This window comes from Pedobacter sp. Leaf194 (genome assembly GCF_001423945.1).
GTDB lineage: Bacteria > Bacteroidota > Bacteroidia > Sphingobacteriales > Sphingobacteriaceae > Pedobacter.
Genome location: NZ_LMPU01000001.1, coordinates 301,343 through 326,688, shown reverse-complemented (window position 1 = coordinate 326,688; position 25,346 = coordinate 301,343). Strand labels below are relative to the sequence as shown.

Sequence of the window (25,346 nt, the reverse complement as noted above, 5' to 3'; positions counted from 1 at the left end):
AGGATGAGTGTGTGTTCGAAAATAAGATAGTTTTCGAACCCTGGCAATTAAACGATTTTTTTTAAAAACTCATATAATTTTATGAAAAATTTTAATTTGCGCCACCTTTTACAAACCTTAGTTGTGTTACCATTTACCTATGAAGACATCAATTATATTAAACTGAAACGAAATGAGCATTATTAAGAATGGAACCACAAAACGTTAATAAAGGCGATAGAAACAAAATTTACTTTCTGATAATTGTAATTGCCGCATTAATTGGCACTAATGGTTACCTTTTTTTTAAAGATCGGCAACAAGGCGAACGCCTGGTTACGGTAAGTACCGAAAAAGATAAACTGCGCTTAGAGGTAGAGAAAATCGAAGTTGAGCTTGACAAAGTAAATGCACTTAATCTTGATTTGAATGAAAAACTTGTTGGGGAGCAGCAACTGGCCAGAGAAAAAATTGCAGAATTAAAAATTTCCCTCGAGAAAGGCAAAATTACGCAGGCAGAATTGGATAAGGCACAAACTCAGATTGATGAGCTGAAAATTTTTATTAAAAACTACAATGACCAGGTCATCCAGCTGCAGAAGGAAAATATATTCTTAAAATCAACGAAAGATAGTCTGGAAAATTCGGTTAAGGTGGCGAATGACAAAGCCAACAGCCTGGCAAACGAAAATTCTAACTTAAATGCGAAAGTTAAAACGGCCGCAGCATTAAAAGTTCAGAAAGCGGAAATTATCGCATTCAGAACAAAGTCTAGCGGAAAAAAAATTGAAGTTAGCAAGTCATCAACGACCGAAAAACTGAGTGTACGTTTCAACGTAATCCCAAATGAGCTTGCCGAAAAAGGGCATCACAACGTTTTTTTAAGGGTTTTTGACCCTGCCGGAAATTTATTAGCCGACGAGAGCAACCGCTTTGAAGCAGACGGACAAGAGATGCAATATACGCACTCCGTTTACATCGACTATAATAACGACAATAGCACCTACACTATTGATTGGGCAAATCCTAAGCCTTACATTAAAGGTATTTACACCGTAATCCTTTACACTGATGGCGCTACAATGGGTAAAGCCCAGCTGGAATTGCGTTAATTAAACCAAAGGGAAGTTTAAGTAAAATGTTGTTCCTTTACCTATCACCGAAGTAAAACTGATATTTCCTCCTGCATTTTCAATAGCCTGCTTAACAAATGCTAATCCTAAGCCTGTACCCGAAGTTTTGGTTGTAAAATTTGGAACAAAAATCTTATCATGTAAGCCTGCAGGAATGCCTTTACCATTATCTTTTATTTCGATATATGCGTTCCTGTTATCATTATAAATTAACACATTTATTTCGCACTCCAAATCACCATCGTTTGCTTCGATGGCGTTTTTAAACAGGTTATTGAAAGAGCGCAGCAACTGATCTTTATCAGCCTGAATGTAAACATTAATTGTAGCCCTATTGGTGATGTTTATATCTACAAATTCTGCGGTTCTGAAAACTTCCCTGGCTTGTTCTATCACAGAAAGTACCGCTGTCTGCTCAAGTTTGGTATCGGGCATCCTGGCAAAATTGGAGAATTCAGAAGCTATTTTTGAAAGACTATCTATCTGTTCAATAAAAGATTTACTGAACTTATTGAATTTGAGTTCAAAGTTCGGGTCTTTCTCTCTCCAGGATTTCTCCAGTAACTGAACGCCTAGTTTTAATGGCGTAAGCGGGTTTTTAATCTCGTGGGCAACTTGTTTTGCCATTTCCCTCCAGGCACTTTCTCTTTCAGATCGGGCAAGTTTAATGGCACTATCTTCCAGTGCGCCAATCATATTGTTGTATTCTTTAATAAGTGCCCCAATCTCGTCATGACGCCGCCAAACAATTGGCTCGTTCTTCTGCCCAATTTTTGTGCGGCTAAAGCTTTCTTGTAAAAAAGTAAGTGGACTAGTAATCTGATTCGCAAGGAAAACTGCCAGCACCCCAATTGCCACAAAGACGAGCGCATATAAATTTATCAGGTTACTTACAAAGAGTGCTATCTTATCTTTGTATTCATCCTCATTAGAATAATTCGGCAAACCAATATATGCGATTGTTTTATTTTGAGCGTTCCTAATCGGGGCATAAGCCGCTGCATAGGTCAAATTGCCAATTTTCTCTTCCTGGTTTATAAATTCTGAGCGTTGAAGGCCTCCTAAATTTAAAAACGCTTTAGTACCCATCTTACGCCCAATTATTTTAAAATTATAGAGCTTTGGATAGGTCGTCATAATTACATCCCCTTTGGTATCATAAAGCGTCAAGTCCGCATTGTTTACATCGGCAAAATTATTGAAATCGGCTATGGCGTTTTCATCAGTACTAATCTTACCTTCGTTAAAAACCTGCTTTTCAAAGTTCTGCTGAACTTTTCTAATTTTATCTTTTATTAAAATATCTTGCTGCCCGCGGTACTCATTATTCATGTACCAATAGGTTGTCCAACCTACAACCATTAGCGTGGCCACAACCGTTAAAACTATCGTTACCTGGATTCTCGTTTTATATAAAATTTTGTTGGCATTAATCATTAACGAACGGTTAATGCTAAACCACCCTACCCTGTCATCATCAAGGTTTTTAATGAGCCATACAAGACCATAGAGTAAAATGCAAAAAATAATAAAAACCAGAAAAAAGAATGAAAGAGCCGCCAGTCTTTCAACATAACCAACTTTTTCTTTGCTGATTACAACCATTTTAGAGTTGCTCGGCTTGAAGATTAGGTTGCTGTAGTGCAAATTATCATCATTTGAAATCACAAAATCGTTTAATTTACCTTTGTAAATACTGCCGTCTAATGGATAAGTATAGGTACCAGATTGGTTTAATAGCTTGTTGTTGCTGTAAAGGGCAATCGAATAATTCTTAAACTCTTCATCCTTATTGTATTTCTGGTCGGCAAGCAAATCGGGCAGACGATTACTGTAATTGTAAGGCTTAGAGCGTAACTCGATAATTAAAGTACCAAGAAGGTTGTTATTTTTCACTACCGGAATAATCCCGAAATAATCCTGATAGCCAAAAGTGTTGTTTACCTGATAAAAAAAGTTGGAGGCTTCGGTTTTTACTGAGCCGGATTCTACCAAACGCTTATACTTTTCTATAGGCTGTGCCTCTGCATTATTTATAGCCGTTTCAAACTTATTGTAGTCGAAAATATTATAATCGTATCGGGTTAGGTATCCATCTAAATAACCTCTGATGTGGTTCTTCAAAACCGCAAAATTGGCGGTTTGATTATTAGTAAAATACTTAACCAAAAACTCATCTTCGAGCAGTTGCCTTTCCAGCTTACTTAAAGCAATTATTGCATTTGGATCTTCTGATGATTGAACTTTCCTCGCCAGGAGTTCTCTTTCGCTGCGTTCTTTAATGTCTTTGTATTTGATGTATTTTATGGATGTATTAAAGGCCAGACAGAAAAATAAAACGGAAAGCAATCCAACAGAAAAATACTTTTCTTTAACATAAGTTATCCTCCCAATAATAAAAAGAACCAATGCAAATACGATGAAAAATGCAGTAAAATCAGTTGCCAGCTTGTAAACAAAAATACCTGCAAAACCTGTTAAAAATAAGATTAAACGTTCCTTGTTGGTAACGTTTAGCTGTTTAGTTACTTCGATAGAAACTACAGTTATCAGGTAAATCTGAAACCAGGCCAGGCATAAAATTACGATACTAACCCAACTGTTTCCGCTCAGTTTTAAAATATTGATGATATCGAAATTTATCTTTGAATTATTAATAAGCCCAAAAAACAAATCATCAACAAAGAAGGCGATAAGCGAAATGTGAATTAGAAAAACAACGTGAATAATTAACCCAAAGGCCTTATTTTTCCTTATCCACTCTGGAAATTTATATTGTTCTTTATGGTTGTAAACAAACAGTAACCACCATGTTCCGGCGAAAACATTCATTAAAAAATCGCCGAGCGATGGCATAAGATCATTTGCCGCGTAAATTTTTGGATCGAATAACTCTAAAGGGAAATGATGATTAAACCACCCGAAACTGATATCTGTTAAACGCCCTGTTACAAAAAAAGCCAAAAACAAAATACTTGCCAAAACCAAATGGCCGCGTCTGGCAATGAACGAGCAGAGCGAATTAAAGAACATACAAATGCACAAAATGCCTGCTATAAAGAGCCAAACCTGTGTTTCTGAATAGTAATTATCAGTGTAGCCCGGTTTTATTTTTAATGAAAAGAGAAAGGTGTTATCGTTGCTCCTTATCGAATAAACATCGGCATCATTATATTCGGATAAAGTAATTATTTTTGAGTCGGATAATTGAGGATCCATCTCATTTTTAAAATACCTGTTTTCAGGAACCGCATATTTAGATTGAATGGATATTAAAAATACGAAAACAAAATCGCCGTCAGTTTTCTTGATAACCTCGTAAAATCCGTTAGAAAAATACAGAACTGATTTACCTTCCTTTATTGTTTTTGGGTTTATATCCAGCACTTTAATGCTGCTCCAATACTTTAAATTATTGTTTTGAAACGTTTGAAGGTTAATCCCGGCGGTGCGGTATAAATCTAAAAAGTTGAGGGCATTTTTTGTATCAACATGATATCGCTTAGCTTTGGCTAACTCTTTTTTGTTGGATAAGAATCTATCAACAATATCTTCTTTTGAACGAAGGTTTTCCTGAATTTTTTTTGCTTCACGCTCGAGCAAAACTTTTTTAGTGGTAAAGCGATTTAATGAAATTGATGTTGCAATAAGACAGCATCCCAGAACAAACAACAGAAATCTTATTTTTACACCAAAGCTCAATTTCATCGATTTTGATAAAGATATTAAATATTATAAAAAAGAACGCCATAAACGGCTGGGTTTATGGCGTTGAATAATAGATTTACTTATTGCTTAACTTAAGGTTGCACTACTTGTGGCAACCTCTCTACTTACCTTTTTAACCAAGCCCTGAAGTACATTTCCTGGCCCAACCTCTACGAATTCGCTAACGCCATCTTCAAGCATATTTGTAACAGTTTGGGTCCAGCGCACTGCTCCGGTTAACTGTTTAATTAAGTTTTGTTTAATCTGATCCGGGTCGGTGTAAGGCTTGGCATCTACATTTTGATAAACCGGGCAAACTGGCACCGAGATGTTTGTAGCTTCTATTGCCGCTTGCAACTCAATTTTTGCAGGCTCCATTAATGGTGAGTGAAATGCGCCACCCACATTCAATTTCAAAGCCCTTTTGGCGCCTGCTTCGGTAAGCTTTGCGCAAGCCAAATCTATTCCTTCAATACTGCCAGAAATAACCAGTTGCCCTGGGCAATTGTAATTTGCCGGAACAACTACTGCGTCGATTTCTTCGCAAATCTTTTCAACCACATCATCTGCCAAACCCAATATTGCCGCCATTGTTGATGGTTGCGCTTCACAAGCTTTTTGCATTGCATTCGCCCTGGCAATAACCAACCGCAAGCCATCTTCAAAACTTAAAGCATTTGCAGCTACTAAAGCTGAAAACTCTCCAAGAGAATGACCGGCAACCACATCAGGCTTAAAATTATCTCCTAAAACTTTCGCTAAAATAACCGAGTGCAGAAATATTGCAGGCTGTGTTACATTGGTTTGTTTCAGCTCTTCATCAGTGCCACCAAACATAATGTCGCTAATTCTAAAACCAATAATTTCATTGGCCTTTTCAAATAATGCCGCAGCTGTGGCGTTTTCATAAAGGTCTTTACCCATGCCCACAAACTGTGCTCCCTGACCAGGGAAAATATATGCTTTCATTATCTTTCTTTTAAAAAATGAGCTTCCACTCAATATTGGTACTTGTACCTTTTCAATTGAGCAATTAATCTAAACTTGCAGTAATTAACCTCAAAAATTCTGCTCTTGTTTTATCGTTACTTAAAAATGTGCCGGTAAAAGCCGATGTAGTGGTAACTGAATTTTGCTTTTGTACTCCACGCATAGCCATGCACAAATGTTTACACTCTATAACTACCGCAACACCCATTGGGCTCAAAGTATTTTGTATGCAATCTCTTATTTCGTTTGTCAGCCGCTCCTGAACCTGCAGGCGGCGGGCAAAGGCATCGACCACGCGAGGTATTTTACTTAAGCCAACAATGTGTCCGTTTGGAATGTAGGCAATATGTGCCTTGCCAAAAAACGGTAACATATGGTGTTCACACATCGAATAAACCTCTATGTCTTTAACAACAACCATCTGACTGTAATCTTCCTCAAACATTGCTGACCGCAATATTTCATCAGGCTTTAAATCGTAGCCATGCGTTAAATATTGAAGCGCTTTTGCAACACGTTCAGGTGTTTTCACTAAGCCTTCACGTTCCGGGTTTTCACCTAACTGACCTAAAATATCTTTATAATGCGCAGCAACAGCGTCGATTTTCGATTCATCATATCGATCGATTTTTACATAACCGTCTATTGATTCTTCTTTCAAAATATCTTTCTTTTCCATTAAGGCTTAACCAAAATATTCAACGTAATTATTTTCAGTTTCGTAAATTTTAACGGCATGCAAAATTGCACCGGCTTCGGCAATTGGATTTACTAATTGATCCCAAACTGCAATTGCCAGATTTTCTGTAGAAGCCAGTTTGCCTTTCATAAAGTCTACATCGAGGTTTAAATTTTTATGATCTACCTTATCTACAACACAAGTGTTCATCACATCTTTTAACCATTTAAGGTCTACAAGAAAACCTGTTTCCGGGTTGACCTCACCTTTTACGGTTACATAAAGCCAATAATTATGACCATGCCAGTTAGGATTGGCACATTTGCCGTACACTTCAGCATTTTTTTCATCATCCCAATCGGTTCGGGCCAGCTTATGCGCTGCATTAAATGATGCTTTTCTCGTTATATAAATCATTATTATAATTAAACCACAAATATACTCATAATGCTTTAAGCCTAAACACGAAAGGCTAAAGAAAGATATTTTAATGAAAAGAATGCGCTAAATTTACTTCATGAAAACATTAGTTGTAGCCGCTACAAAAGCCGAACTTACCTTTCTGTATCAGCATTTCAATCTGCAGGAAGGGGATTTTATTGAAGAAAGAAATTTCGACATTTTAATTACTGGTGTGGGTATGGTTGCAACGGCCTATGCATTAGGCAAGCATTTATCATACAAGTACAACCTCGTTTTAAATTTAGGCATAGCTGGATGTTTCGACAGGCAAATGGAACTTGGCAGCCTGGTAAACATTACCCATGATACCTTTGCCGAACTTGGGGCAGAAGACGGAGAAAACTTTTTACCAATAACCGATTTAGGCTTCGGCGAAAACACCTTTACATCTGAAAGCAGGGTTGAAGTTAATTTACCAAAGGTTTACGGCGTTACGGTAAACCGGGTGAGCGGCAATGAAAAAAATATAAGAAACTTGCTGGAGCGCTTAAATCCGAAAACCGAAAGTATGGAAGGCGCTGCCGTTTTATTTGCCTGCCAGCAGGAAAAAATAGATTGTTTACAAATCAGAAGCATATCCAACTATGTTGAGCCACGCAACAAAGACAAGTGGAAAATCGGTTTAGCGATTAAAAATTTAAACGACTGGGCAATCGCTTTTCTATCAGATATGAATTGATTATGACGAACTAATTTATTTCATAGCTTAATTTTGAACTATGAAACTTACACTCGGCTTCTCGCCTTGCCCTAATGATACTTTTATCTTTGATGCCTTAATTCACCATAAAATTGATACTGAGGGTTTGGAGTTTGAAGTTTTATTTGATGATGTTGAAACGCTAAATCAAAAGGCATTAAAGGGCGAATTAGACATTACAAAATTGAGTTTTCATGCCTTTGCATATGTTGCCGACCAATATGCATTGCTTGATGCCGGCAGCGCTCTGGGCTTTGGCGTTGGCCCTTTGCTCATCAGTAAAAAAGATTTTAGCGGCGGCCTGGATGCAAATTTGAAAGTCGGCATCCCCGGAAAATACACTACCGCAAATTTCCTTTTGGGTATTGCCTACCCTCAGCTACAGAATAAAGAGTTGATGGTATTTTCTGAAATTGAAGCTGCTTTGCTCGAAGAACAAATAGATCTGGGATTAATTATTCACGAAAATCGTTTCACCTATCAGGATAAAGGCTTAAATAAAATTGTTGATTTAGGCGATTATTGGGAAAAGCTAACGGGTTGTGCCATACCATTAGGTGGAATTGTAATTAACAGAAATTTAGATAAGGAAATTCAGTTAAAAGTTAACCGTTTAATTCGGCAATCGGTTGAATATGCTTTTGCGCATCCAAAATCCTGTATCGAATTTATAAAACAACATGCACAGGAAATGGACGAAGCTGTGATGTACAAGCATATCGACTTGTATGTGAATAAATATAGCATTAACCTGGGCGAAGAAGGTAGAAAAGCGGTTGATACTTTGTTTAAACTTGCGCAGGAACGAAATTTGATTCCTGCGGTTCAGCAAAACCTCTATATTTAATTAGCTTACCAGCAGTTTGTAGCCTTTTCCGTGTACGTTTATAATTTCAACAGCAGGGTCTTCTCTTAAATATTTCCGCAGTTTACTTAAAAACACATCCATACTTCTGCCGTTAAAGTAATTATCATCGTGCCAGATGGTTAGCAATGCTTCCTCGCGGGTTAGTACCGTATTTTTTTTAAGGCATAGCAACCGCAGAAGTTCTGCCTCTTTGGTTGATAATTTCTGAACCTGATCTTCGCGTGTTATAATTTGAGTGGTATAATCGAAATTGTACTTTCCAATAGAAAACTGGCTTTCTGTAGGTTCATCGCTATTTCCATTCTTACCCGCAACGCGTTTAAACATGGCGTTTATGCGAAGCAAAAGTTCTTCAATGCGAAAAGGTTTTGTAATGTAATCATCTCCGCCCAAATCATACGCAGCAGATTTATCCTCAAGCATTGTTTTAGCGGTTGCAAAAATCATCGGTACCTGAGCATTTATCTTTCTAATGTCTTTCCCCAGACTAAAACCATCTTTTTTTGGCATCATTACATCCAAAATGCAAAGGTCGAAATTTTGTTTGTTAAACGCCCTCAAGCCTTCTTCTCCATCGGTACATAGCACAACATCAAACTTACCCTTCAACTGTAGATAATCTTGCAATAGCAAGCCCAAATTTGGATCGTCTTCTACCAAAAGTATTTTTTTCATTTTTTTCTGTTTAGTGATCTATGCAGTATGACTACGCTAAAGGTTTGATTCTGATTTTGCATTACGGTTTAATTGCACTTATAGGTAAATTAATTATTCCTCCCTTTAAGCTCAATTATAGCCACTGTTTCGCAACTTATTAATGAAGTAGCTTAATGTAACGGCGGCTAACCCGCCTTATTATAAAGGTAAAGATATTTCGAAGGTTGTTCCCCTATCTTTTTCGCTACTTACCTTAATTGTTCCGTTAAGTTTCCTGATAATATCCTGCACGTAATTTAAGCCCAAACCAAAACCTTTAACATCATGCAGGTTTCCAGTAGGCACTCTGTAAAACTGGTCAAATATGCGTTTAGAATGTTCTTTACTCATTCCAATTCCATTGTCGGCGATTTCGATAATTAGGTTTTTACCGGCGTTTTTTGTGGTTATTGTTATTTCGGGCACATCCTTGCTGTACTTGTTAGCATTATCAATTAGGTTGTAAAGCACATTTGAGAGATGCAGTTCATCGCCAAAAACGGTAGCATGCTCCGCATCAGTATGTACGTTTATAATGGCATTTTTCTTTTGTAACTGGAGGCTCATACTGTCCAGAACAATCACGATTAAATCGTTCATGTCTACCTCTGTATTTTCCAGTTTAAGCTCACCTTTTTCTAACCGGGCGATACTCAAAACCCGCTCAATGTGACTTCCCAGCCGAACATTCTCGTCGTAAATTATTCCTGCCAGCCGTTTCAACCTTGCCTTATCCGCTGTAACTTCCGGGTCTTTCAGCGCCTCGCTCGCAATCATAATTGTAGCAACGGGCGTTTTAAATTCATGGGTCATGTTATTGATAAAATCTGTCTTCATTTCAGAGATTTTCTTCTGCTTTAAAATAGCATAAAGCGTATAACTGAAAATGAAAACCAGCACCAATAATAAACCCACTGAGGAGGCCAGCGTTGCACTTAGATTACCAAGAATAGCTGTATTCTTATTCGGAAAATTGATTTCCAGAACTCCGGGGTCGCGATACAAATCGTTACCGAAAAGTGTTGTGCGGTATGTATTTTTAGGCAAAAATGTTTGCTGCGGATATGAAGCCTGTAAATATAGAACCGAGTCTTTCTGAGCCAGTTTTACCCTAAAATTGTAATCCTGCGTAATGTTATGGTCTAAAAATGATTTTTTGAGCGTCTCCTGAAGCGAAGTAAAATTGATTCGTTTGCTTAAAGGAACATTTTTTTCGTTCATTTCTTTTGCCACATCCTCAAGTAAATTGTATCCGCGTTTATACGCCAGAGAATCTTTGCCTAAAGCCGCAATCTGCAATTCAAGTTTTCGTTTCGCCAGGTTATCTTCCCGCTTAAATTTCCGCACCAAATCGTCAGATATCTTCGGTAAATTCACGAACCACGGAAAACCACGTGCATCAAATACCTGATAACGAATGGTATCCGGCAAAGATTGGACTGTTCTGAAGTTAAAGGTTTTTGCCGCCGAAATTGGCTTCGAACGCATGCTGTAACCTTTAATTGTGTAGTTTTTAAGGTCTACAAATGCATCCATCTGCAAATCTAATTTTGCAGAACCTCCCGGAGATAAAGACACAAACTCATTCTCGGTAATTACCTTCGGAGCCAGATAGGAGGCCCGGATAATGCTATCCTGCTGATTCAGGTATTTTTCGATCTCGCTTTCTCGTTCTGCTTGTCTTAAATCTGCTGCCTCGGCGAATTGCTGGCGCAAATCTTTAATATCAAGCTGCCGCTGCCTCAAATCCTGGCTGCGCTTTATTCTATTCTCAATGTCTTTTCTATTGATTCGATCGGCAGCGCTTCTCCTTTGTATTTTGTTTACTACGGCTGTTAAAGTTTGGTTTACTTGTTCATCAAATAGCTGCGATTTTAGGTTATACGCCTCCCTGATGTAATACAACTGCATTACAAAAACCCCAAGTAAAGCTACCGTCATTAAACCGGTAATTAACCAAAAACTTCTTTTTCTCATTAACCTTTTGCCTGCCTAAAGTGGCGATTAACATTACAATCACCCTCAAAAACCAATAGAACGTAAAATTACTTAATAACGGCTTGATGTGTATGCTTTTAACATAATTTAACACGAGAAAACCCTAATCATGACTGCGTTTTACAAAAATCAGGGACACAAAAAAATGCCGGAAAATTTCCGGCATTAGTTCAAAATTGTTTGCTTAAAAAAGAATCTTTATTTAGAAAGGCAAGTCATCATCTTCGCCTGGTGCATTACTTACATCAGCAGGGGCTGCGTAAGCCGGAGTTGATGCCGCAGGTGCGCCAGCTGCAATTGCATTAATTCTCCAAATAACCAAACTATTAAAATATGATGTTTTTCCTGTTTTATCTGTCCAAGGGCGTCCACGTAAATTAAAAAATACTTCAACCTCATCGCCTGCTTTAAAACTATCTAATAATGCAGCTTTATCTTGCAAAGCCTCGAAACGAATATATTCCGGGTATGTTGGGTTTTCTGCGTATTCTACTATTAAATCGCGTTTTTTAAACGTTTCACTTACTTGTTGTGTGGCACCTACTTCGTGTACTTTTCCTTTAATTTCCATATCTAATACTACTTAAATGTACTATAAAGATCAAATCTCTATAATTTTATTGATAACTTCGCATACAATATGATGCAAGTTTTCCACAATAAAAGCAAGGTAATTATTACCTGCAACAAGCGCCTTTCGCCCTATTTACAAGAAGAAGTTATCGCCCTGGGCTATACCATAGAAAGAGCTTTTGCAACCGGTGTAGAGTTAAACATAACCCTAACTGAGTGCATTAAGCTTAATTTAAACCTGCGTTGTGCAAGTCAGATTTTATATTCAATAAAAAGCTTCAAGGCAATTACGCCAGATGATCTTTACCGGGAAATATCTGCCATAGAATGGGAAGAACTCATCGATTTTACAGGTTATTTCTCTGTAACATCTAACGTGGATAATCCAAACATTACCACTCCGCTCTTTGCTAATCTTAAAGTAAAAGACGCAATTGTAGACAGGCTAAAAGAAAAGAAAGGAATTCGTCCAAACTCAGGTTCTGATGCCAATAGAACCGTTGTTCATTTGTATTGGAAAGATGCAGAAGCGGATGTTTTTATGGACACTTCCGGAGAAACGCTGGCAAAACATGGTTATCGAAAAATACCGGGCAAAGCACCAATGCTGGAAGCACTTGCATCGGGCGTTATTTTTGCTACCCAATGGGATATAAAATCGCCATTTGTGAACCCAATGTGCGGGTCAGGAACCTTGGCAATAGAAGCTGCGCTGATTGCGACGAACCGTGCCCCGGGATTGTATAGAATGAATTATGGCTTTATGCACATTATGGGTTACAACGAGGAGGTTTTCTTTGCTGAACGCAGAATTTTAAAAGATCAAGTATTAAAGAATGTCGACCTTAAAATTATTGCCTCCGATATTTCTGAAGATGCTGTTGAAGTTACCCGCAGAAACGCTAAAACCGCTGGCGTAGATACGTTAATTGATTTTCAGGTTTGTGATTTCGAAGCAACTCCTGTACCTGAAGATGGAAAAGGCGTTGTGGTTTTCAATCCGGAATATGGCGAACGACTCGGCGTTCACAGTAAGCTCGAATTAACCTACAAACGCATGGGCGATTTCATGAAAAAGGAATGCAAAGGTTACACAGGCTATATTTTCACGGGAAATCCTGATTTGGCGAAGAAAATCGGCTTGCGGGCCTCTAAAAAAGTTGAATTTTATAATGGTAAATTAGATTGCCGTTTGCTCGAATATGAGCTTTATGATGGCAGTAGAAGAGAACCATTAGACCCGCTTGATACAGCAGTAAGCAGTTAGTATCCTGTCTCTTAATGTTTCCTAAAGGTTATGCAACTGTCTTTAAACAGTTTAGCTGTGCATGCCCTGAATTTTTCAGATGTAAGCTTATCATTTAGGCGTTAAAAAGCGCTTTTATGTTAAAAATCAAACATTTCGAGATCCTCTTCGGAACAATTTTCGTTTATATTGGTATTAGATATTAAAAAACATCCTTACCTATGGAAGATCTATTGGCTTTAAAGACGAAGAATGTAGCCGGGAACATTAGAAAAATTAGAGAATATAGAGATTACACTCAAGATTATCTGGCTGCAAAACTAAAAATATCGCAGAATGCTTACAGCAAAATTGAACTTGGCTACAGCAAACTTACAATCGAACGTCTATTTCAGATTGCTTCAATTTTAAATGTTGAAGTAACAAATCTTCTTACGCTCGATCATAAAGAATTAATAAAAAACATTTCCCTTGAGGAAGAGACAGCTTCTGTAAAATAGATGTTTCCATCCTCAAAAAATCGAAAACTAATTTTCATCCTGCATTAATTAAGATAACTTTAAAAAAATTTTATCGTATGCAGGATGTAATAAGTTCCACAATTGATTTCGTAAAAAAAACGCTTGAAAATGCAGAGGCTGGTCACGACTGGTTCCACATTGAACGCGTTTATAAAACAGCTTTAACAATTAACGAAACCGAAAACGGACATCCGTTAGTTGTTGCTTTTGCGGCTTTATTGCATGACATTGCAGACCCAAAATTTAATAATGGCGATGAAGAACTTGGACCAAACATTGCCGAAAAGTTTTTAAGCTCGATTTCGGTTGATGCAGAAACGATAACTCATGTTAAGCTGATTATAAAAAACATGTCGTTCAAAAATAGTTTCGACGAAAGTGGTTTTTCATCCAGGGAAATGCAAATTGTACAAGATGCCGACAGGCTCGACGCTATAGGAGCAATTGGAATTGCCCGTGCTTTCACCTATGGTGGTTTTAAAAACAGAGTGCTTTATGACCCGGAAATAAAGCCTGAACAACATCAAAGCAAAGACAGTTATAAAAACACTACTGCGCCAACCATCAATCATTTTTATGAGAAATTGCTATTACTAAAAGATATGATGAACACCGAAGCAGGCAAAAAAATAGCGTTGGAACGTCATAATTTCATGTTAACATACCTTGAGCAGTTTTACAAGGAATGGGATGGTAGTTAGTACTTAGCAGGGTAAAATTACCTTTTAAAAATACCCAAAAGGAGGTATTTGAAAAGCTTCCCATTGGCGCTACATTTAATAAACTTTAACGCCATGCAAAGCTTTCAATTAAACTATCACAAAAATACCACCCTGATGGTTTTTATGCTCGCAGTTCCAGCAGCCATAGCAGCAGTAACCTTATTGGTTTTATTAAACCTTTCCACGCAACTTTCAGAATATATTTTTATATCAATAACGGCCAATTCATTATTGCTGATGACGATAGTTTTACGCTGGCTAATCAATCAAAAGATTATTATCTCTGCGGACATAAGTCTGAGTCATGAAGGCTTGTTCTTTAAACTGAATAAACCGACATTTATTTACCAGACAAAAGATTTTTTCGCCACCTGGAAGAACGTTAAAAATGTTAGTGAGATTTTCTGTTCAAAAACCGGCATGTATTTTTATCGAATCAATTTTATCGACCCATATTTTACAGCGAATTTTAGTGCAATTAAAAATGAGCGGGACGAAGCCGAAAAGTTTTTTAGCGAACTTACTTATTACCATGAAACTTATTCAAAGGTAGCGAAGAAGAGCAGGCAGGGAGCGCCAGATGGCCTGAGCCGGGCATAACCAATTACTCTAAAAAGGAATGTTTTTTTACTAATTTTATTAGCTTTTTAAAGCTATTTTTGTTAGTAAAATTAAGCCTATGTCTTTTGATCGAATTCGCGAAAAACTGAATATTCTTGCTGACGCTGCCAAATATGATGTTTCTTGTTCATCGAGCGGTGGTACGAGAAAAAACGACAATAAAGGTCTCGGCGACAGCCACAGTTCAGGAATATGCCATACTTATACCGAAGATGGCCGCTGCGTGTCCTTACTTAAAATTCTTTTAACGAATCACTGCATATATGATTGCCTTTTCTGCGTTTCGAGGAAAAGCAACGATGTAAAACGAGCCGCATTTACGGTAGATGAGGTGGTTGAATTAACGATGAACTTTTATCGTAGAAATTACATAGAGGGTTTGTTTTTAAGTTCGGGTATCTTTAAGAATGCCGATTTCACAATGGAACGCTTGCTGCTGGTATGTAAAAAGCTTCGGTTGGAACAAAAGTATAATGGCTATATTCATCTTAAAACAATTCCGGGAGCCAGTGATGAGCTGATAAAAGAGGCTGGTTTATATGCAGACCGCATGAGTATAAATCTGGAAATGCCAACTGAAGCAGGATTGAAACTTTTGGCGCCCGAAAAAAGCCATCAGGATGTGATAAAACCACTGGCTTTTGTTCAGCAAAATATTACCCAGTTTGCTGCCGATAAAAAATTAATTAAGCATGTGCCTAAGTTTGTTCCTGCGGGGCAAAGCACGCAAATGGTTATTGGTGCTACGCCTGAAAGCGACAAAGACATTATGTACACCGCAAATGCCTTTTACAAAAATTTTTCTTTAAAACGCGTTTACTATTCGGGATATGTGCCTATAAGTAACGATTCCAGAATGCCGGTATTGGGAACGCAACCACCTTTGCTTCGCGAAAACCGACTTTATCAAACAGATTGGTTAATGCGGTTTTATGGTTTTAAGGTTCAGGAAATATTAAATGATGCCAATCCCAATCTGGATGTGGATATCGACCCCAAATTGAGTTGGGCCATTAGGAACATGCAACATTTTCCAGTCGACATAAATAAAGCAGACTACAAAATGATTCTTCGCATTCCCGGCATTGGGGTTATGTCTGCGCAAAAAATTGTTCAGGCCAGAAAATTCGGAAAATTACGGATAGACCAACTTAAAAAGATTGGTGTGGCTTATAATCGTGCTAAACATTTTATAACCTGTGCTGATAGTCCGTACCAGTTAAGAGATTACCAGGGCACTCAGATTAAAGCTTTTATCCTTGCCGAAAGCCAGAGTAAATATTTGAAGACCGACAGCAATCAATTGATTTTATTTTAACCCGCCTGGAATAATAAAACATTAAATGACCTACATTTTCGACGGCTCCTTACCTGGGTTACTTACAGCGGTTTTCGAGTGGTTCGAACGCAAACCCGGTACGGTTTCACTTAAATCGATTGAAACATTTCAACCGGAAGCATTTTCAGAAAGTTTTACGGTTGTTACCAATTCGGATAAGGCAGATCGCGTTTGGAAAGGTTTGCAAGGCAAGCTGAAGAAAGATTGGCTAAGAAAGTTTTACTGTGCCTACTTGTCAGAAATTCCCGAGGCTTTTGATCATCTTTTTCAGTTTACCATCTACGTTTTTCAAAACGAAAAGGGCGCTGAAAATAATTACGGTAATGCGCATGTAATCGCGTTAGCAAAATATGCCAAGAGTGTTGAGCGGGAAAAGCATCGAATGGAAGCCTTTATTCGTTTTCAGCACACCGCAGACGGAATTTTTTACACCGGTGTGGACCCAGATTTTAATGTGTTACCTTTAATCTCCAATCATTTCAAAAACCGTTATGCCGACCAGCAATGGATTATTTATGACTTGAAGCGAAAATATGGTTTACATTACAACCTGTCTACAGTAGAAGAAATTACGATAGATTTCGCAGTTGGCGTTAATAGTAAAAATCCCGAAGCAATTTTATTGAATGAAAAGGAAGAACTTTATTCCGTTTTATGGAAAGACTACTTCAAAAGCGCAAATATCGTTGCCCGTAAAAATACAAAGCTTCATATAAGGCATGTTCCGAAAAGGTACTGGAAATATTTAACTGAAAAGCAATTGAGTTAAAAAACTTTTTTAAATTTATTAAAAAAGAAACGCGATGAAACTCAGATTTATTTTCACTTTTTTAATATTGCTATCGGCACATATATCCTTCAGTCAGATAAGCGGCACCTACATCTATTCTGCAGGTATGGATGCAGGTACCAGAACTTTGACTTTTAATGGATCTAATTTTACAGATAAATCTATCGGGCACCTGAACGAAATATTTGGCGAAGGCTCGTTTAAGCTGGAAAACAACCTATTAACGCTCAACTATTTCAAACTTAACGATAAAGATTCTTCAATTTATAAAATTGATTCGGGCAAAGCACTTTATGGATATTCAAGCATTTTCGTCAAGGTATTTGCTGGTAAACTTCCCTTGAATGGCGCCTCGGTTGTGTTGAGCGATAATACATTTGAACGATTGTTTTCCGTATCAACACTTGCTGACGGTTCTGCATCTTTTACTGTTTTTAAGAATGAAAAGATAAAATACTTGACAATAGATTATCTCGGATATAAAAGGATTATTATTCCATTTGATAATCTAAAAGGTAGAAACAATGATATTTTTGCAGAGCTTAAAGAAGATAATCTTGTTATTGAGCCCCCACACGCCGAGGTTTACCGTGTAAAAGAGAAAAATGATAACTTTTTAAAGCTTGTTGATTCGGGTAAGACTGAATTAGTCTTCAAGAAAACTGGAAAGTAACAACTGAGCTTAACAATCATTTAATATAAAACTGGTAAATTGCAGCATGAAATTAAGTGTGCTAGTTCTATTTACTGCCCTCGCCGTGGCCCTCTCTATCGGCATGGTAAACTTTTATTTTCAGCACAGCTGGTATTACCTTGCCATTTCTTTTGGGGTTTCTTTCCTCAGTAGTTTTCTCGTTTTCTATTACCTGCTGGAGAAATACATTTACACGAAAATTAAATTGATTTATAAGCTAATCCATAACCTTAAACTTGGTAAAGACTTAAAAGATGCACTTGGCGAATATGTAAGTTCTGACCCGATAAACGATGTAGAACAAGAAGTTAAAGAATGGGCCGGGGCTAAAAAGAAGGAAATTGACTTGCTTAAAAAACAGGAGCAGTTTCGCCGGGAGTTTCTTTCTAACGTTTCGCACGAATTTAAAACACCCCTTTTTGCCATTCAGGGTTATATTGAAACCTTACAGGATTGCATTGAAGATGACCCGGAAATGGCAGCAAAATTTTTGAAAAAAGCGGAAAACAATGTAGAACGTTTAAGTTATTTAATTAACGATTTGGATGCCATTGCAAAACTTGAAACAGGAGAATCGCCAATTAATTATCAAAAATTCGATTTTGTGCAGCTTGCAAAAGAGGTAATGGAAAACCTGGAAGACCGTGCTAAAGGAAAACACATTAAACTCTTTTTTAAGGATAAATACACTGCCGTTACCACAGTTAACGCCGATAGAGAAAAAATTCGGCAGGTGCTGATTAACCTAATGGTGAACAGCATTAAATATGGTATTGAAGATGGCGAAACAGCAATTAAGATATTCGAACTCCACGACCAGGTTTTAATTGAGGTAACCGATAATGGTATTGGTATTGAAGAAAAACATTTATTTCGCTTATTTGAACGTTTTTACCGCATTGACACCCACCGGGCCCGCGAGGTTGGCGGAACCGGATTAGGACTGGCAATCGTTAAACATATTTTGGAGGCCCACCAGCAAACAATCTCAGTGCGAAGTACCCCAGGAATTGGAACAACCTTCGCTTTCACGTTGCAGAAAGCTGGCTAAGATTGCTAACCTCGGAGAACGATAAGGCAGAACGCAGTGAACGCTGACTGGTTTAACGGATAAATCATCGGGCGACAGAGCAGCAAATTTGTAAACCCAATGGTTTCCTAATAACGTTTTACTAACGTTCTTAAACCCGATATAAGCGGCAGCCCCGAATTTTTTATGAGGGCTACAGCGTTTAGCGGGACTGAAGTTACAGAAGCGTTTGAAACGGTCATTTCCAAAGCCCATCCACCAAGCAGACCACTATAGAATTACTTAACCATGTGTGTGGCAAGCTGATTGCTTAATATAATTACGAACTTAACATTAACTTAACATTGAGCTTGTAGCTTTGCAACATATTAAAAATTAACATGAACAATATTTTCAAGTTCTTTACGCCTCAAGACAGAAAGTTTCATCCTCTTTTTGAGCAAGCCGGTAGCAACGCTTTAAAGATTGCTGAAACGCTTTTAGAAATGGTTAGCACAGGTGATGCTGAAGCTAGAAAAACCATTTTTAAAGAAATTGAGCGCTTAGAACACGTTGGGGACGACATTACGCATTCAATTTTCTTAGAATTAAGCAGAAATTTTATCACCCCGTTTGATAGAGAGGATATACACCAATTGGCTACGGCAGTTGATGATGTTGCCGATTATATTTATGGCACTGCAAACCGCATGCAGATGTACAACATGAATACCATAAACGAACCAATTGTAAAGATTGCAGAGCTTTTGGTAGAAATGTGTACCGATATTGATAAAGCAATTAAAGAATTGCGCAGTTTCAAAAACATACGCGTTATTGCCGATGCTTGTATCCGCATTAATAGCGGAGAAAACCAGGCTGATTATGTTTTTACATTAGCAGTTGCCCGTTTATTCGAGTATGAAACCAATGCAATTGAATTAATTAAACAAAAAGAGGTTTTACAAACGATAGAAAAAGCGACAGATAAGTGTGAGGATGTGGCGAATGTACTGGAAACTATCTTGGTTAAAAACGCTTAATAAAAACAAACATGGTAACTACCTTATTGGTTGTTGTTGTAATTCTGGCCATTGCTTTCGATTACATTAACGGCTTCCACGATGCCGCTAACTCGATTGCAACGGTTGTTTCTACAAAAGTTCTTACGCCTTTTCAGGCGGTTTTGTGGGCTGCACTTTTTAATTTCGCAGCTTACTTTTATTTTACCGACCATAAAGTGGCCAACACGGTTGCCAAAACGGTAATCGAAAATTACATTACGTTAGAAGTTATTTTAGCTGGCCTGATTGCCGCTATCATCTGGAATCTTTTAACCTGGTGGTATGGTATTCCGTCAAGCTCATCGCATACCTTAATTGGTGGTTTCGCAGGGGCAGGTATGACACATGCTTTACTTACAGGCGCCAGTCCGCTTGATGCAGTAAATATGGGTTATGTTGTTAAAATTGTATCGTTTATTGTATTAGCTCCAATAATTGGTATGGTAATATCGGTGGTTTTAACCCTGATCATCATCAATATTTGTCGCTATGCCAAACCTGCAACTGCAGAAAAATGGTTTAAACGGTTACAACTTTTATCATCAGCAGCATTGAGTTTCTTCCACGGCGGTAACGATGCACAAAAAGTAATGGGTATTATTGCAACGGCTTTAATTGCTGCAAAGGTTATCCCAACTTTTGAAGCCATGCCTGCTTGGGTGCCAATTTGTTGTTATTCGGCAATTTCACTCGGTACAATGAGCGGTGGCTGGAAGATTGTGAAAACAATGGGTTCGAAAATTACCAAAGTTACAGCGCTGGAAGGTGTTGCAGCTGAAGGTGCCGGTGCCATTACATTAGGCATTACCGAACACTTTGGTATTCCTGTTTCTACCACGCACACCATTACAGGCTCTATTGTGGGTGTAGGTGTTGTAAAAAGCGTTTCGGCTGTACGATGGGGTGTAACAATTAACTTAATCTGGGCATGGATTTTAACCATCCCTGTTTCGGCTACACTGGCCGCAATTATATATGGAATAATTTATTACTTCAAATAGATTCAAAATACTTTTAGATATTTTCAGGAAGACTAAGGCAATTGCTTTAGTCTTTTTTCTTTTAAATGGGTATGCACATTTTTCCAACGGAGATAAGCAGAACTCGAGAATTTCCTCTTGATTATTAGGTGTATAATTGGGGATGATACATGATTTCGGCTTGTCGTCATTGCAAGACACTAAGCAATTTTACCACGATTGGTTAGTTAATATGAACGAAACCATTAAGACTGCTTCGTGCCTCACAATGACGGGTTTTTCGTATGTAGTGCAACAAAATAATATTCCCGAAATCGTTCGACTTCTAATCCGTTGGTTTAATCCTAAAACTTAACACTCATTTCTACCACATCATTTCCATTCTTAGGCAACACCCAATCAGGGCCGGTTTCAATTAGCCTTTTGGCTTCAGCATCAGCCTTTTTGTTTAACGATTTTAAAACAGACACATTGGTAGGTCGCCCGTTCTTTTTAACTTTAAAGCTCAAAACAACATATTGTGCGGGTCCTTTCGAATTATAAAGCTTGTTGTTGCTCTCTAAATACTGCTCGTAATTTATGGTAGATACCGGCACAGGTTTCGTAATTTCACCTTTAACGCCATCCAGATTTTCAACAGCTTTTAAAACAATTTTCTGCGGAACTATGGTTTCTTTCTTTCGCCCGTTAGAACCTGTAATTAACGCGATTTCATTTAGCGATCTATCACCTGATAAAGCCGTCCGAATGGCTTCCGGATTGGTAACCAAAGCCCTGTCATTAAAACCCGGGGCCTTAATTAATATTTCCTTATTCTTATCAATACTATCAACGGGCAAAGTGAAGAAACCGGCTGCATTTGTCGCGGTTACCGCCTTCGAATTTTCAAGTTTTACAACAGCACCCTGAACTGGCTGCCCGGTTTGAGAAACAACATTACCACTGTAAATCAGTTCGCTGCCAGAACTTGCAGGCGCAGCAGAAACCGTTACTTCATCCATAGCGCTGCCAACCTTCATGCGCTGCATAGCCATTGGCGCTGTCTTTGCCATTTTCTCCTCCGAATATGCTGAACCAACAATTGCTGGTTTGGCTCCAACTTCTGCATTTTTGATGGAAGGCAAAGCCTTTGTATTTTTAGCTAAATCGCCGGTTTTCGAATCAACAATTGCCTTATCAATTAAAGCAGTTTTCGAAGCTTCAGTTGCCATTATAGCAGTATCTTCAGCCTTAGGCTTAGTTAAAGCTACTGCGTTCATCGAATCTAAATTAACAATAACACCAGTCGATTTTCGGGCAGCAATTTCTGCATTTTTACGGTTTGTTTCACGCATAAAAAACAAAATGCTTACCGCAATAAAAGCAACAGTAGCCGTTGCAGCAATGCTTAAACGCTGCGTAGTAATGCCCCACATCTTACGTTTAACGGGTTTTCCAGAAACCCGGTCGTAAAGCTGTTTTTGTAAAATAGAAAGTGTGTGCTTGCGTTTTGGCGATTGGCGCAAACCTTCGAGCGCTTCGGCAACGAAAGGATCATCTAAAGCCTGCCTTTCTACAAAGTGCATACCTTTAGCATCAAGCTTACCGTCCAGGTAATCTTCCAGCACATCAATATCCAACCAATCGTTATTCACCGCTATTTTTCTCTATACAAATCTTTAAATTCCGCTTACCGTTTTGAATGTAACTTTTCACCTTAAGCATATCGTAGCCAGTAATATCGGCTACTTCTTTATAACATTTCTCCTGTAAATAAAATAAATCTACGCTTTTTCGCTGTTCTTCTGTTAAGGTTTCCATGCACTTTTCCATAATGGTAAGCTGGGTTTCCTTTGTGTTGTCAATATCCAGATGCACAAATTCCGTATTTTCCACAAATGTATCATCCAACGAAACGTTATTTTGTTTCGACGATTTCCGGAGCGCCATTAAGCAATGGTTTCTTGTGAGAACGTGCAACCAGCTCTTAAAATTTTGCACCTCATGTATTTTGAGTTTCGTTACCAGTTCCTCAAAAATCTGCATAACGGCATCCTTGCTTAGCTCTTCGTCTTTAAAATAATTTAGACAAACTCCAAAAACAAGGTGCATGTACTTATTGTAAAGCGTACCCAACGAGTCTAAATTGCCGGTATTTTTATACTCGGCAATCAAGTCAGCATCTTCTTTCTGGTTGTTTCCAGCTGTATTTTTTATAAACTTCAAAAAATTGGGAGCTAATACAAATTATCCTTCAAGTATAAAAAATATTTCTGAGTGATTGTCGAATTAACTGAATATATAGGTTTTCGATTATTTATGCGGAAAGCGAGGTTCGGTGCGTATTAGGCTAGGTCCTGCCCCGCTTTTTGCTGCAATCTTTTTAAACGCGGTAACTTGCAAAACGAAGATATATTTTATTGGCTAAACCTGCTTGATAATTAATGGTGTTGCAAAAAAAGTATTTCCGCGGCAATCGGGTTTACAACACGCAGGTAATTACAGGAGATCGCGGCTGCAAAGCGCAGAGAAAGTTCTTGTTTTAAAAATCTGGTAAAGCCTGCGCTTGAAACATTTCCTACTGTAATAACTTTTTGTGGCAGTGGTTTTGCTTAGCAGAAACTAAACACACACAAAATGAAAAAATTTAATATTCTACCCGCAGTTCTGGCATTGATATTATTTTCGAACCTGAATGTAAGCGCACAAGTTAAATTGAGCGATATCTTTAAAAAAATTACAGAAAAAACCAACTCAACAAGTGTAAGTGGTACGCCCTCCAGCTTAGAAATTGGTCAGGGAATTAAAGAAGCGCTACAGATTGGTGTTTTGGCCGGGGCAGACAGGCTTTCGGTAAAGGATGGCTTTTTGGGTAATTTGGCCGTTAAAATCCTAATGCCACCCGAAGCCCAGAAAGTTGAAAGAACTTTAAGAAGTATTGGCTTGAATAAACTTTGCGATAATGTTATTGTAAGTTTAAACCGGGCCGCCGAAGATGCAGCAACAGAAGCTAAACCAATCTTCATTTCGGCAATTAAGCAGATGACGCTAACAGACGCAACTAATATACTTTTAGGCAACAAAACTGCAGCGACAGAATATTTTAAACGCGTTACAACATCGCAACTCATGCAAAAATTCAGTCCGATTGTAACCACGAGCTTAAACAAAGTAAATGCAACCAAGTATTATACCGACTTAACTTCGCAATACAATCGTTTGCCGTTGGTAAAACCGGTAAACACAAACTTAACCGAATATGTAACCGAAAAGGCAATTGATGGCTTATTTCTGGAAGTTGCCAAAGAGGAGCTAAAAATAAGAGACAACTTTAGCGCACGAAGCACCACTTTATTACAAAAAGTATTTGGCTATGCCGACAAGAAAAAAAGTTAAGTCGTTGTAAAATCATAAAAGAAAAGATTTGGGCCTGTAGCGTGCCCAAATCTTTTTTGTTTAAAAACAATTTGTAAAATTGTAAATGACTAAAATCAGCGGCAAAATTATTTCCCTTTTTATTCCTTTTTTTGCAACAGTTTCTTCCTGTAACAACGATAATGCAGGCGAAGGAAGCAAAAAGGCTGTTTTGGATACCATTTCTTTAAGCAATAAAAGTTTCGCACTGGCTTACCAGGATGGCAACAAAATTGTAGCAACCAGTATTGATACGATGAAGCAGATATCATTTGGTGGTGCTACTGAACCGGCAATTTCGCCTGATGGAAATAAACTGGCTTATACAGTTCAAGATACCGCAGGCCACAAATCCATATGGGTTGCTGATATGGAAAATAAGAGCCAGTTGCAGTTACAGGTAAATGGTGCTAATCATTACGATGCAATTTGGTCGCCAGACGGAACCGCCCTGGCTTTCAGCATTATCAATGAGAAAAACATTAATAAGGTTGGCCTGATAAAAACTGACAACACCGGCTATACCATGTTTGATGGTGCTTCTAGCACAAATTTTTACGCCCCGACCTGGAAAAACGAAAAAGAAATTGTTGCACAGGATTTAATTAACCTTTACATTTTTGACCTTACCGGGAAGGTAATCGACAAAAAACCCATTGAAACTTTGATTGGAAAACAATTTAATATAGCAAATACCAACCGTTTCTTTTATTCAAAAGATGGGCAAAAACTGATTTTTAATGCCGGCAATTCGGATAAATTACCTGGACTGAACGCACAGGCTCAGGCGGTTTATGTTTTAGATTTAACTTCTAAAAAAGTAGAGCGGATTTCGGCAGACGGCATGAATGTGCCATATGTTTTTTTAACCGCCGATGACAGGATTTTTTATAGTGGCTCGGAGAAGCCGTTTACCCAGAGTAAAATTTATGTTTCTGATTTAAAGGGAAACAGTAAACTGGTTGTTGATAAGGGAACCAATCCAACAGGAACATTGAAGTAAAACTATACACCGGAGCAATTTCCGACCGGATTAATCTTCCAAAATATTGCTAGTAATGTTGCGGTTGCAATGCGGGTTTTTTGCACAGTTTTGTGTTAATTAAACCTGATTGCAATGTAAAGCCCGCAAGCGAGGTACGAGTGCGGAATTGAAATGAAAAGCAGGGCCAATTTTGCCA

24 protein-coding genes are annotated in these 25,346 nt (G+C 38.1%); 15 read left to right on the top strand and 9 right to left on the bottom strand.

Annotated elements, in window-relative coordinates; all coding sequences use genetic code 11:
- The first annotated feature begins 188 nt into the window (after window positions 1-188).
- Window positions 189-1,091 (top strand): hypothetical protein, encoded by a 903-nt coding sequence (locus ASG14_RS01545; protein WP_056869310.1) that lies wholly within the window; start codon window positions 189-191, stop codon window positions 1,089-1,091.
- Here ASG14_RS01545 and ASG14_RS01540 read toward each other — a convergent pair whose 3' ends face one another.
- From ASG14_RS01540 to ASG14_RS01525, 4 genes are all read right to left on the bottom strand, one after another.
- Entirely contained in the window at window positions 1,092-4,820 is a 3,729-nt protein-coding gene (locus tag ASG14_RS01540; RefSeq protein ID WP_056869309.1) for a HAMP domain-containing sensor histidine kinase, read from the bottom strand.
- Between the two features lie 87 nt (window positions 4,821-4,907).
- Window positions 4,908-5,789, bottom strand: a complete 882-nt coding sequence (gene fabD / locus ASG14_RS01535; protein WP_056869308.1) for an ACP S-malonyltransferase — start codon at window positions 5,787-5,789, stop codon at window positions 4,908-4,910.
- Between the two features lie 64 nt (window positions 5,790-5,853).
- Window positions 5,854-6,489 carry a GTP cyclohydrolase I FolE gene (gene folE, locus ASG14_RS01530; protein ID WP_056869307.1) on the bottom strand — a complete coding sequence of 212 codons (636 nt, stop codon included), beginning with the start codon at window positions 6,487-6,489 and terminating at the stop codon, window positions 5,854-5,856.
- 6 nt (window positions 6,490-6,495) lie between these two features.
- Entirely contained in the window at window positions 6,496-6,906 is a 411-nt protein-coding gene (locus ASG14_RS01525) for a 6-carboxytetrahydropterin synthase (protein ID WP_056869306.1), read from the bottom strand.
- Window positions 6,907-7,006: 100 nt separating this feature from the next.
- Between ASG14_RS01525 and mqnB the strand changes: the two genes are divergently transcribed.
- Together mqnB and ASG14_RS01515 are read left to right on the top strand one after the other, a co-directional pair.
- On the top strand, window positions 7,007-7,630 hold the full coding sequence (mqnB, locus tag ASG14_RS01520; RefSeq protein WP_056869305.1) for a futalosine hydrolase: 624 nt from the start codon (window positions 7,007-7,009) through the stop codon (window positions 7,628-7,630).
- A 40-nt stretch (window positions 7,631-7,670) separates the two neighbouring features.
- Complete coding sequence (locus ASG14_RS01515) at window positions 7,671-8,498, top strand: menaquinone biosynthesis family protein (RefSeq protein WP_056869304.1); 828 nt, start codon at window positions 7,671-7,673, stop codon at window positions 8,496-8,498.
- Here the strand turns inward: ASG14_RS01515 and ASG14_RS01510 are convergent, their stop codons facing one another.
- From ASG14_RS01510 to ASG14_RS01500, 3 genes are all read right to left on the bottom strand, one after another.
- Window positions 8,499-9,194 carry a response regulator transcription factor gene (locus ASG14_RS01510; protein WP_056869303.1) on the bottom strand — a complete coding sequence of 232 codons (696 nt, stop codon included), beginning with the start codon at window positions 9,192-9,194 and terminating at the stop codon, window positions 8,499-8,501. It abuts the gene before it with no gap.
- Between the two features lie 180 nt (window positions 9,195-9,374).
- Window positions 9,375-11,192: a sensor histidine kinase KdpD gene (locus ASG14_RS01505; RefSeq protein ID WP_056869302.1), complete on the bottom strand. Its 1,818-nt coding sequence runs from the start codon at window positions 11,190-11,192 to the stop codon at window positions 9,375-9,377.
- Between the two features lie 223 nt (window positions 11,193-11,415).
- On the bottom strand, window positions 11,416-11,784 hold the full coding sequence (locus tag ASG14_RS01500; RefSeq protein WP_056869301.1) for a DUF3127 domain-containing protein: 369 nt from the start codon (window positions 11,782-11,784) through the stop codon (window positions 11,416-11,418).
- Between the two features lie 72 nt (window positions 11,785-11,856).
- Here ASG14_RS01500 and ASG14_RS01495 point away from each other — a divergent pair, with 72 nt between their 5' ends.
- The 10 genes from ASG14_RS01495 (at window position 11,857) to ASG14_RS01450 (ending at window position 20,793) form a co-directional block, all read left to right on the top strand.
- Window positions 11,857-13,053 (top strand): class I SAM-dependent RNA methyltransferase, encoded by a 1,197-nt coding sequence (locus ASG14_RS01495; RefSeq protein ID WP_056870191.1) that lies wholly within the window; start codon window positions 11,857-11,859, stop codon window positions 13,051-13,053.
- Between the two features lie 200 nt (window positions 13,054-13,253).
- Window positions 13,254-13,532 (top strand): helix-turn-helix domain-containing protein, encoded by a 279-nt coding sequence (locus ASG14_RS01490; RefSeq protein ID WP_056869300.1) that lies wholly within the window; start codon window positions 13,254-13,256, stop codon window positions 13,530-13,532.
- Between the two features lie 77 nt (window positions 13,533-13,609).
- On the top strand, window positions 13,610-14,254 hold the full coding sequence (locus ASG14_RS01485) for an HD domain-containing protein (protein WP_056869299.1): 645 nt from the start codon (window positions 13,610-13,612) through the stop codon (window positions 14,252-14,254).
- Between the two features lie 93 nt (window positions 14,255-14,347).
- Complete coding sequence (locus ASG14_RS01480; RefSeq protein WP_056869298.1) at window positions 14,348-14,875, top strand: hypothetical protein; 528 nt, start codon at window positions 14,348-14,350, stop codon at window positions 14,873-14,875.
- A gap of 79 nt (window positions 14,876-14,954) precedes the next feature.
- Complete coding sequence (locus tag ASG14_RS01475) at window positions 14,955-16,214, top strand: putative DNA modification/repair radical SAM protein (protein WP_056869297.1); 1,260 nt, start codon at window positions 14,955-14,957, stop codon at window positions 16,212-16,214.
- A 25-nt stretch (window positions 16,215-16,239) separates the two neighbouring features.
- Complete coding sequence (locus ASG14_RS01470) at window positions 16,240-17,004, top strand: TIGR03915 family putative DNA repair protein (RefSeq protein WP_056869296.1); 765 nt, start codon at window positions 16,240-16,242, stop codon at window positions 17,002-17,004.
- Between the two features lie 34 nt (window positions 17,005-17,038).
- Complete coding sequence (locus tag ASG14_RS01465; protein WP_056869295.1) at window positions 17,039-17,698, top strand: hypothetical protein; 660 nt, start codon at window positions 17,039-17,041, stop codon at window positions 17,696-17,698.
- A gap of 46 nt (window positions 17,699-17,744) precedes the next feature.
- Window positions 17,745-18,770: a cell wall metabolism sensor histidine kinase WalK gene (locus ASG14_RS01460; protein ID WP_056869294.1), complete on the top strand. Its 1,026-nt coding sequence runs from the start codon at window positions 17,745-17,747 to the stop codon at window positions 18,768-18,770.
- A 359-nt stretch (window positions 18,771-19,129) separates the two neighbouring features.
- Window positions 19,130-19,771: a DUF47 domain-containing protein gene (locus ASG14_RS01455; protein ID WP_200940304.1), complete on the top strand. Its 642-nt coding sequence runs from the start codon at window positions 19,130-19,132 to the stop codon at window positions 19,769-19,771.
- Between the two features lie 11 nt (window positions 19,772-19,782).
- Complete coding sequence (locus ASG14_RS01450; RefSeq protein ID WP_056869292.1) at window positions 19,783-20,793, top strand: inorganic phosphate transporter; 1,011 nt, start codon at window positions 19,783-19,785, stop codon at window positions 20,791-20,793.
- A 323-nt stretch (window positions 20,794-21,116) separates the two neighbouring features.
- Here ASG14_RS01450 and ASG14_RS01445 read toward each other — a convergent pair whose 3' ends face one another.
- The gene (locus tag ASG14_RS01445) at window positions 21,117-22,406 is read right to left on the bottom strand and encodes a hypothetical protein (RefSeq protein ID WP_056869291.1); all 1,290 of its coding nucleotides are present in this window, start codon (window positions 22,404-22,406) and stop codon (window positions 21,117-21,119) included.
- Window positions 22,399-22,977: an RNA polymerase sigma factor gene (locus ASG14_RS01440; protein ID WP_056869290.1), complete on the bottom strand. Its 579-nt coding sequence runs from the start codon at window positions 22,975-22,977 to the stop codon at window positions 22,399-22,401. Before ASG14_RS01440 ends, ASG14_RS01445 begins: the two co-directional genes overlap by 8 nt.
- Before the next feature lie 411 nt (window positions 22,978-23,388).
- Here ASG14_RS01440 and ASG14_RS01435 point away from each other — a divergent pair, with 411 nt between their 5' ends.
- The gene (locus ASG14_RS01435) at window positions 23,389-24,147 is read left to right on the top strand and encodes a DUF4197 domain-containing protein (protein WP_056869289.1); all 759 of its coding nucleotides are present in this window, start codon (window positions 23,389-23,391) and stop codon (window positions 24,145-24,147) included.
- Between the two features lie 85 nt (window positions 24,148-24,232).
- Window positions 24,233-25,168: a PD40 domain-containing protein gene (locus tag ASG14_RS01430; protein ID WP_056869288.1), complete on the top strand. Its 936-nt coding sequence runs from the start codon at window positions 24,233-24,235 to the stop codon at window positions 25,166-25,168.
- The last annotated feature ends 178 nt before the right edge of the window (window positions 25,169-25,346 follow it).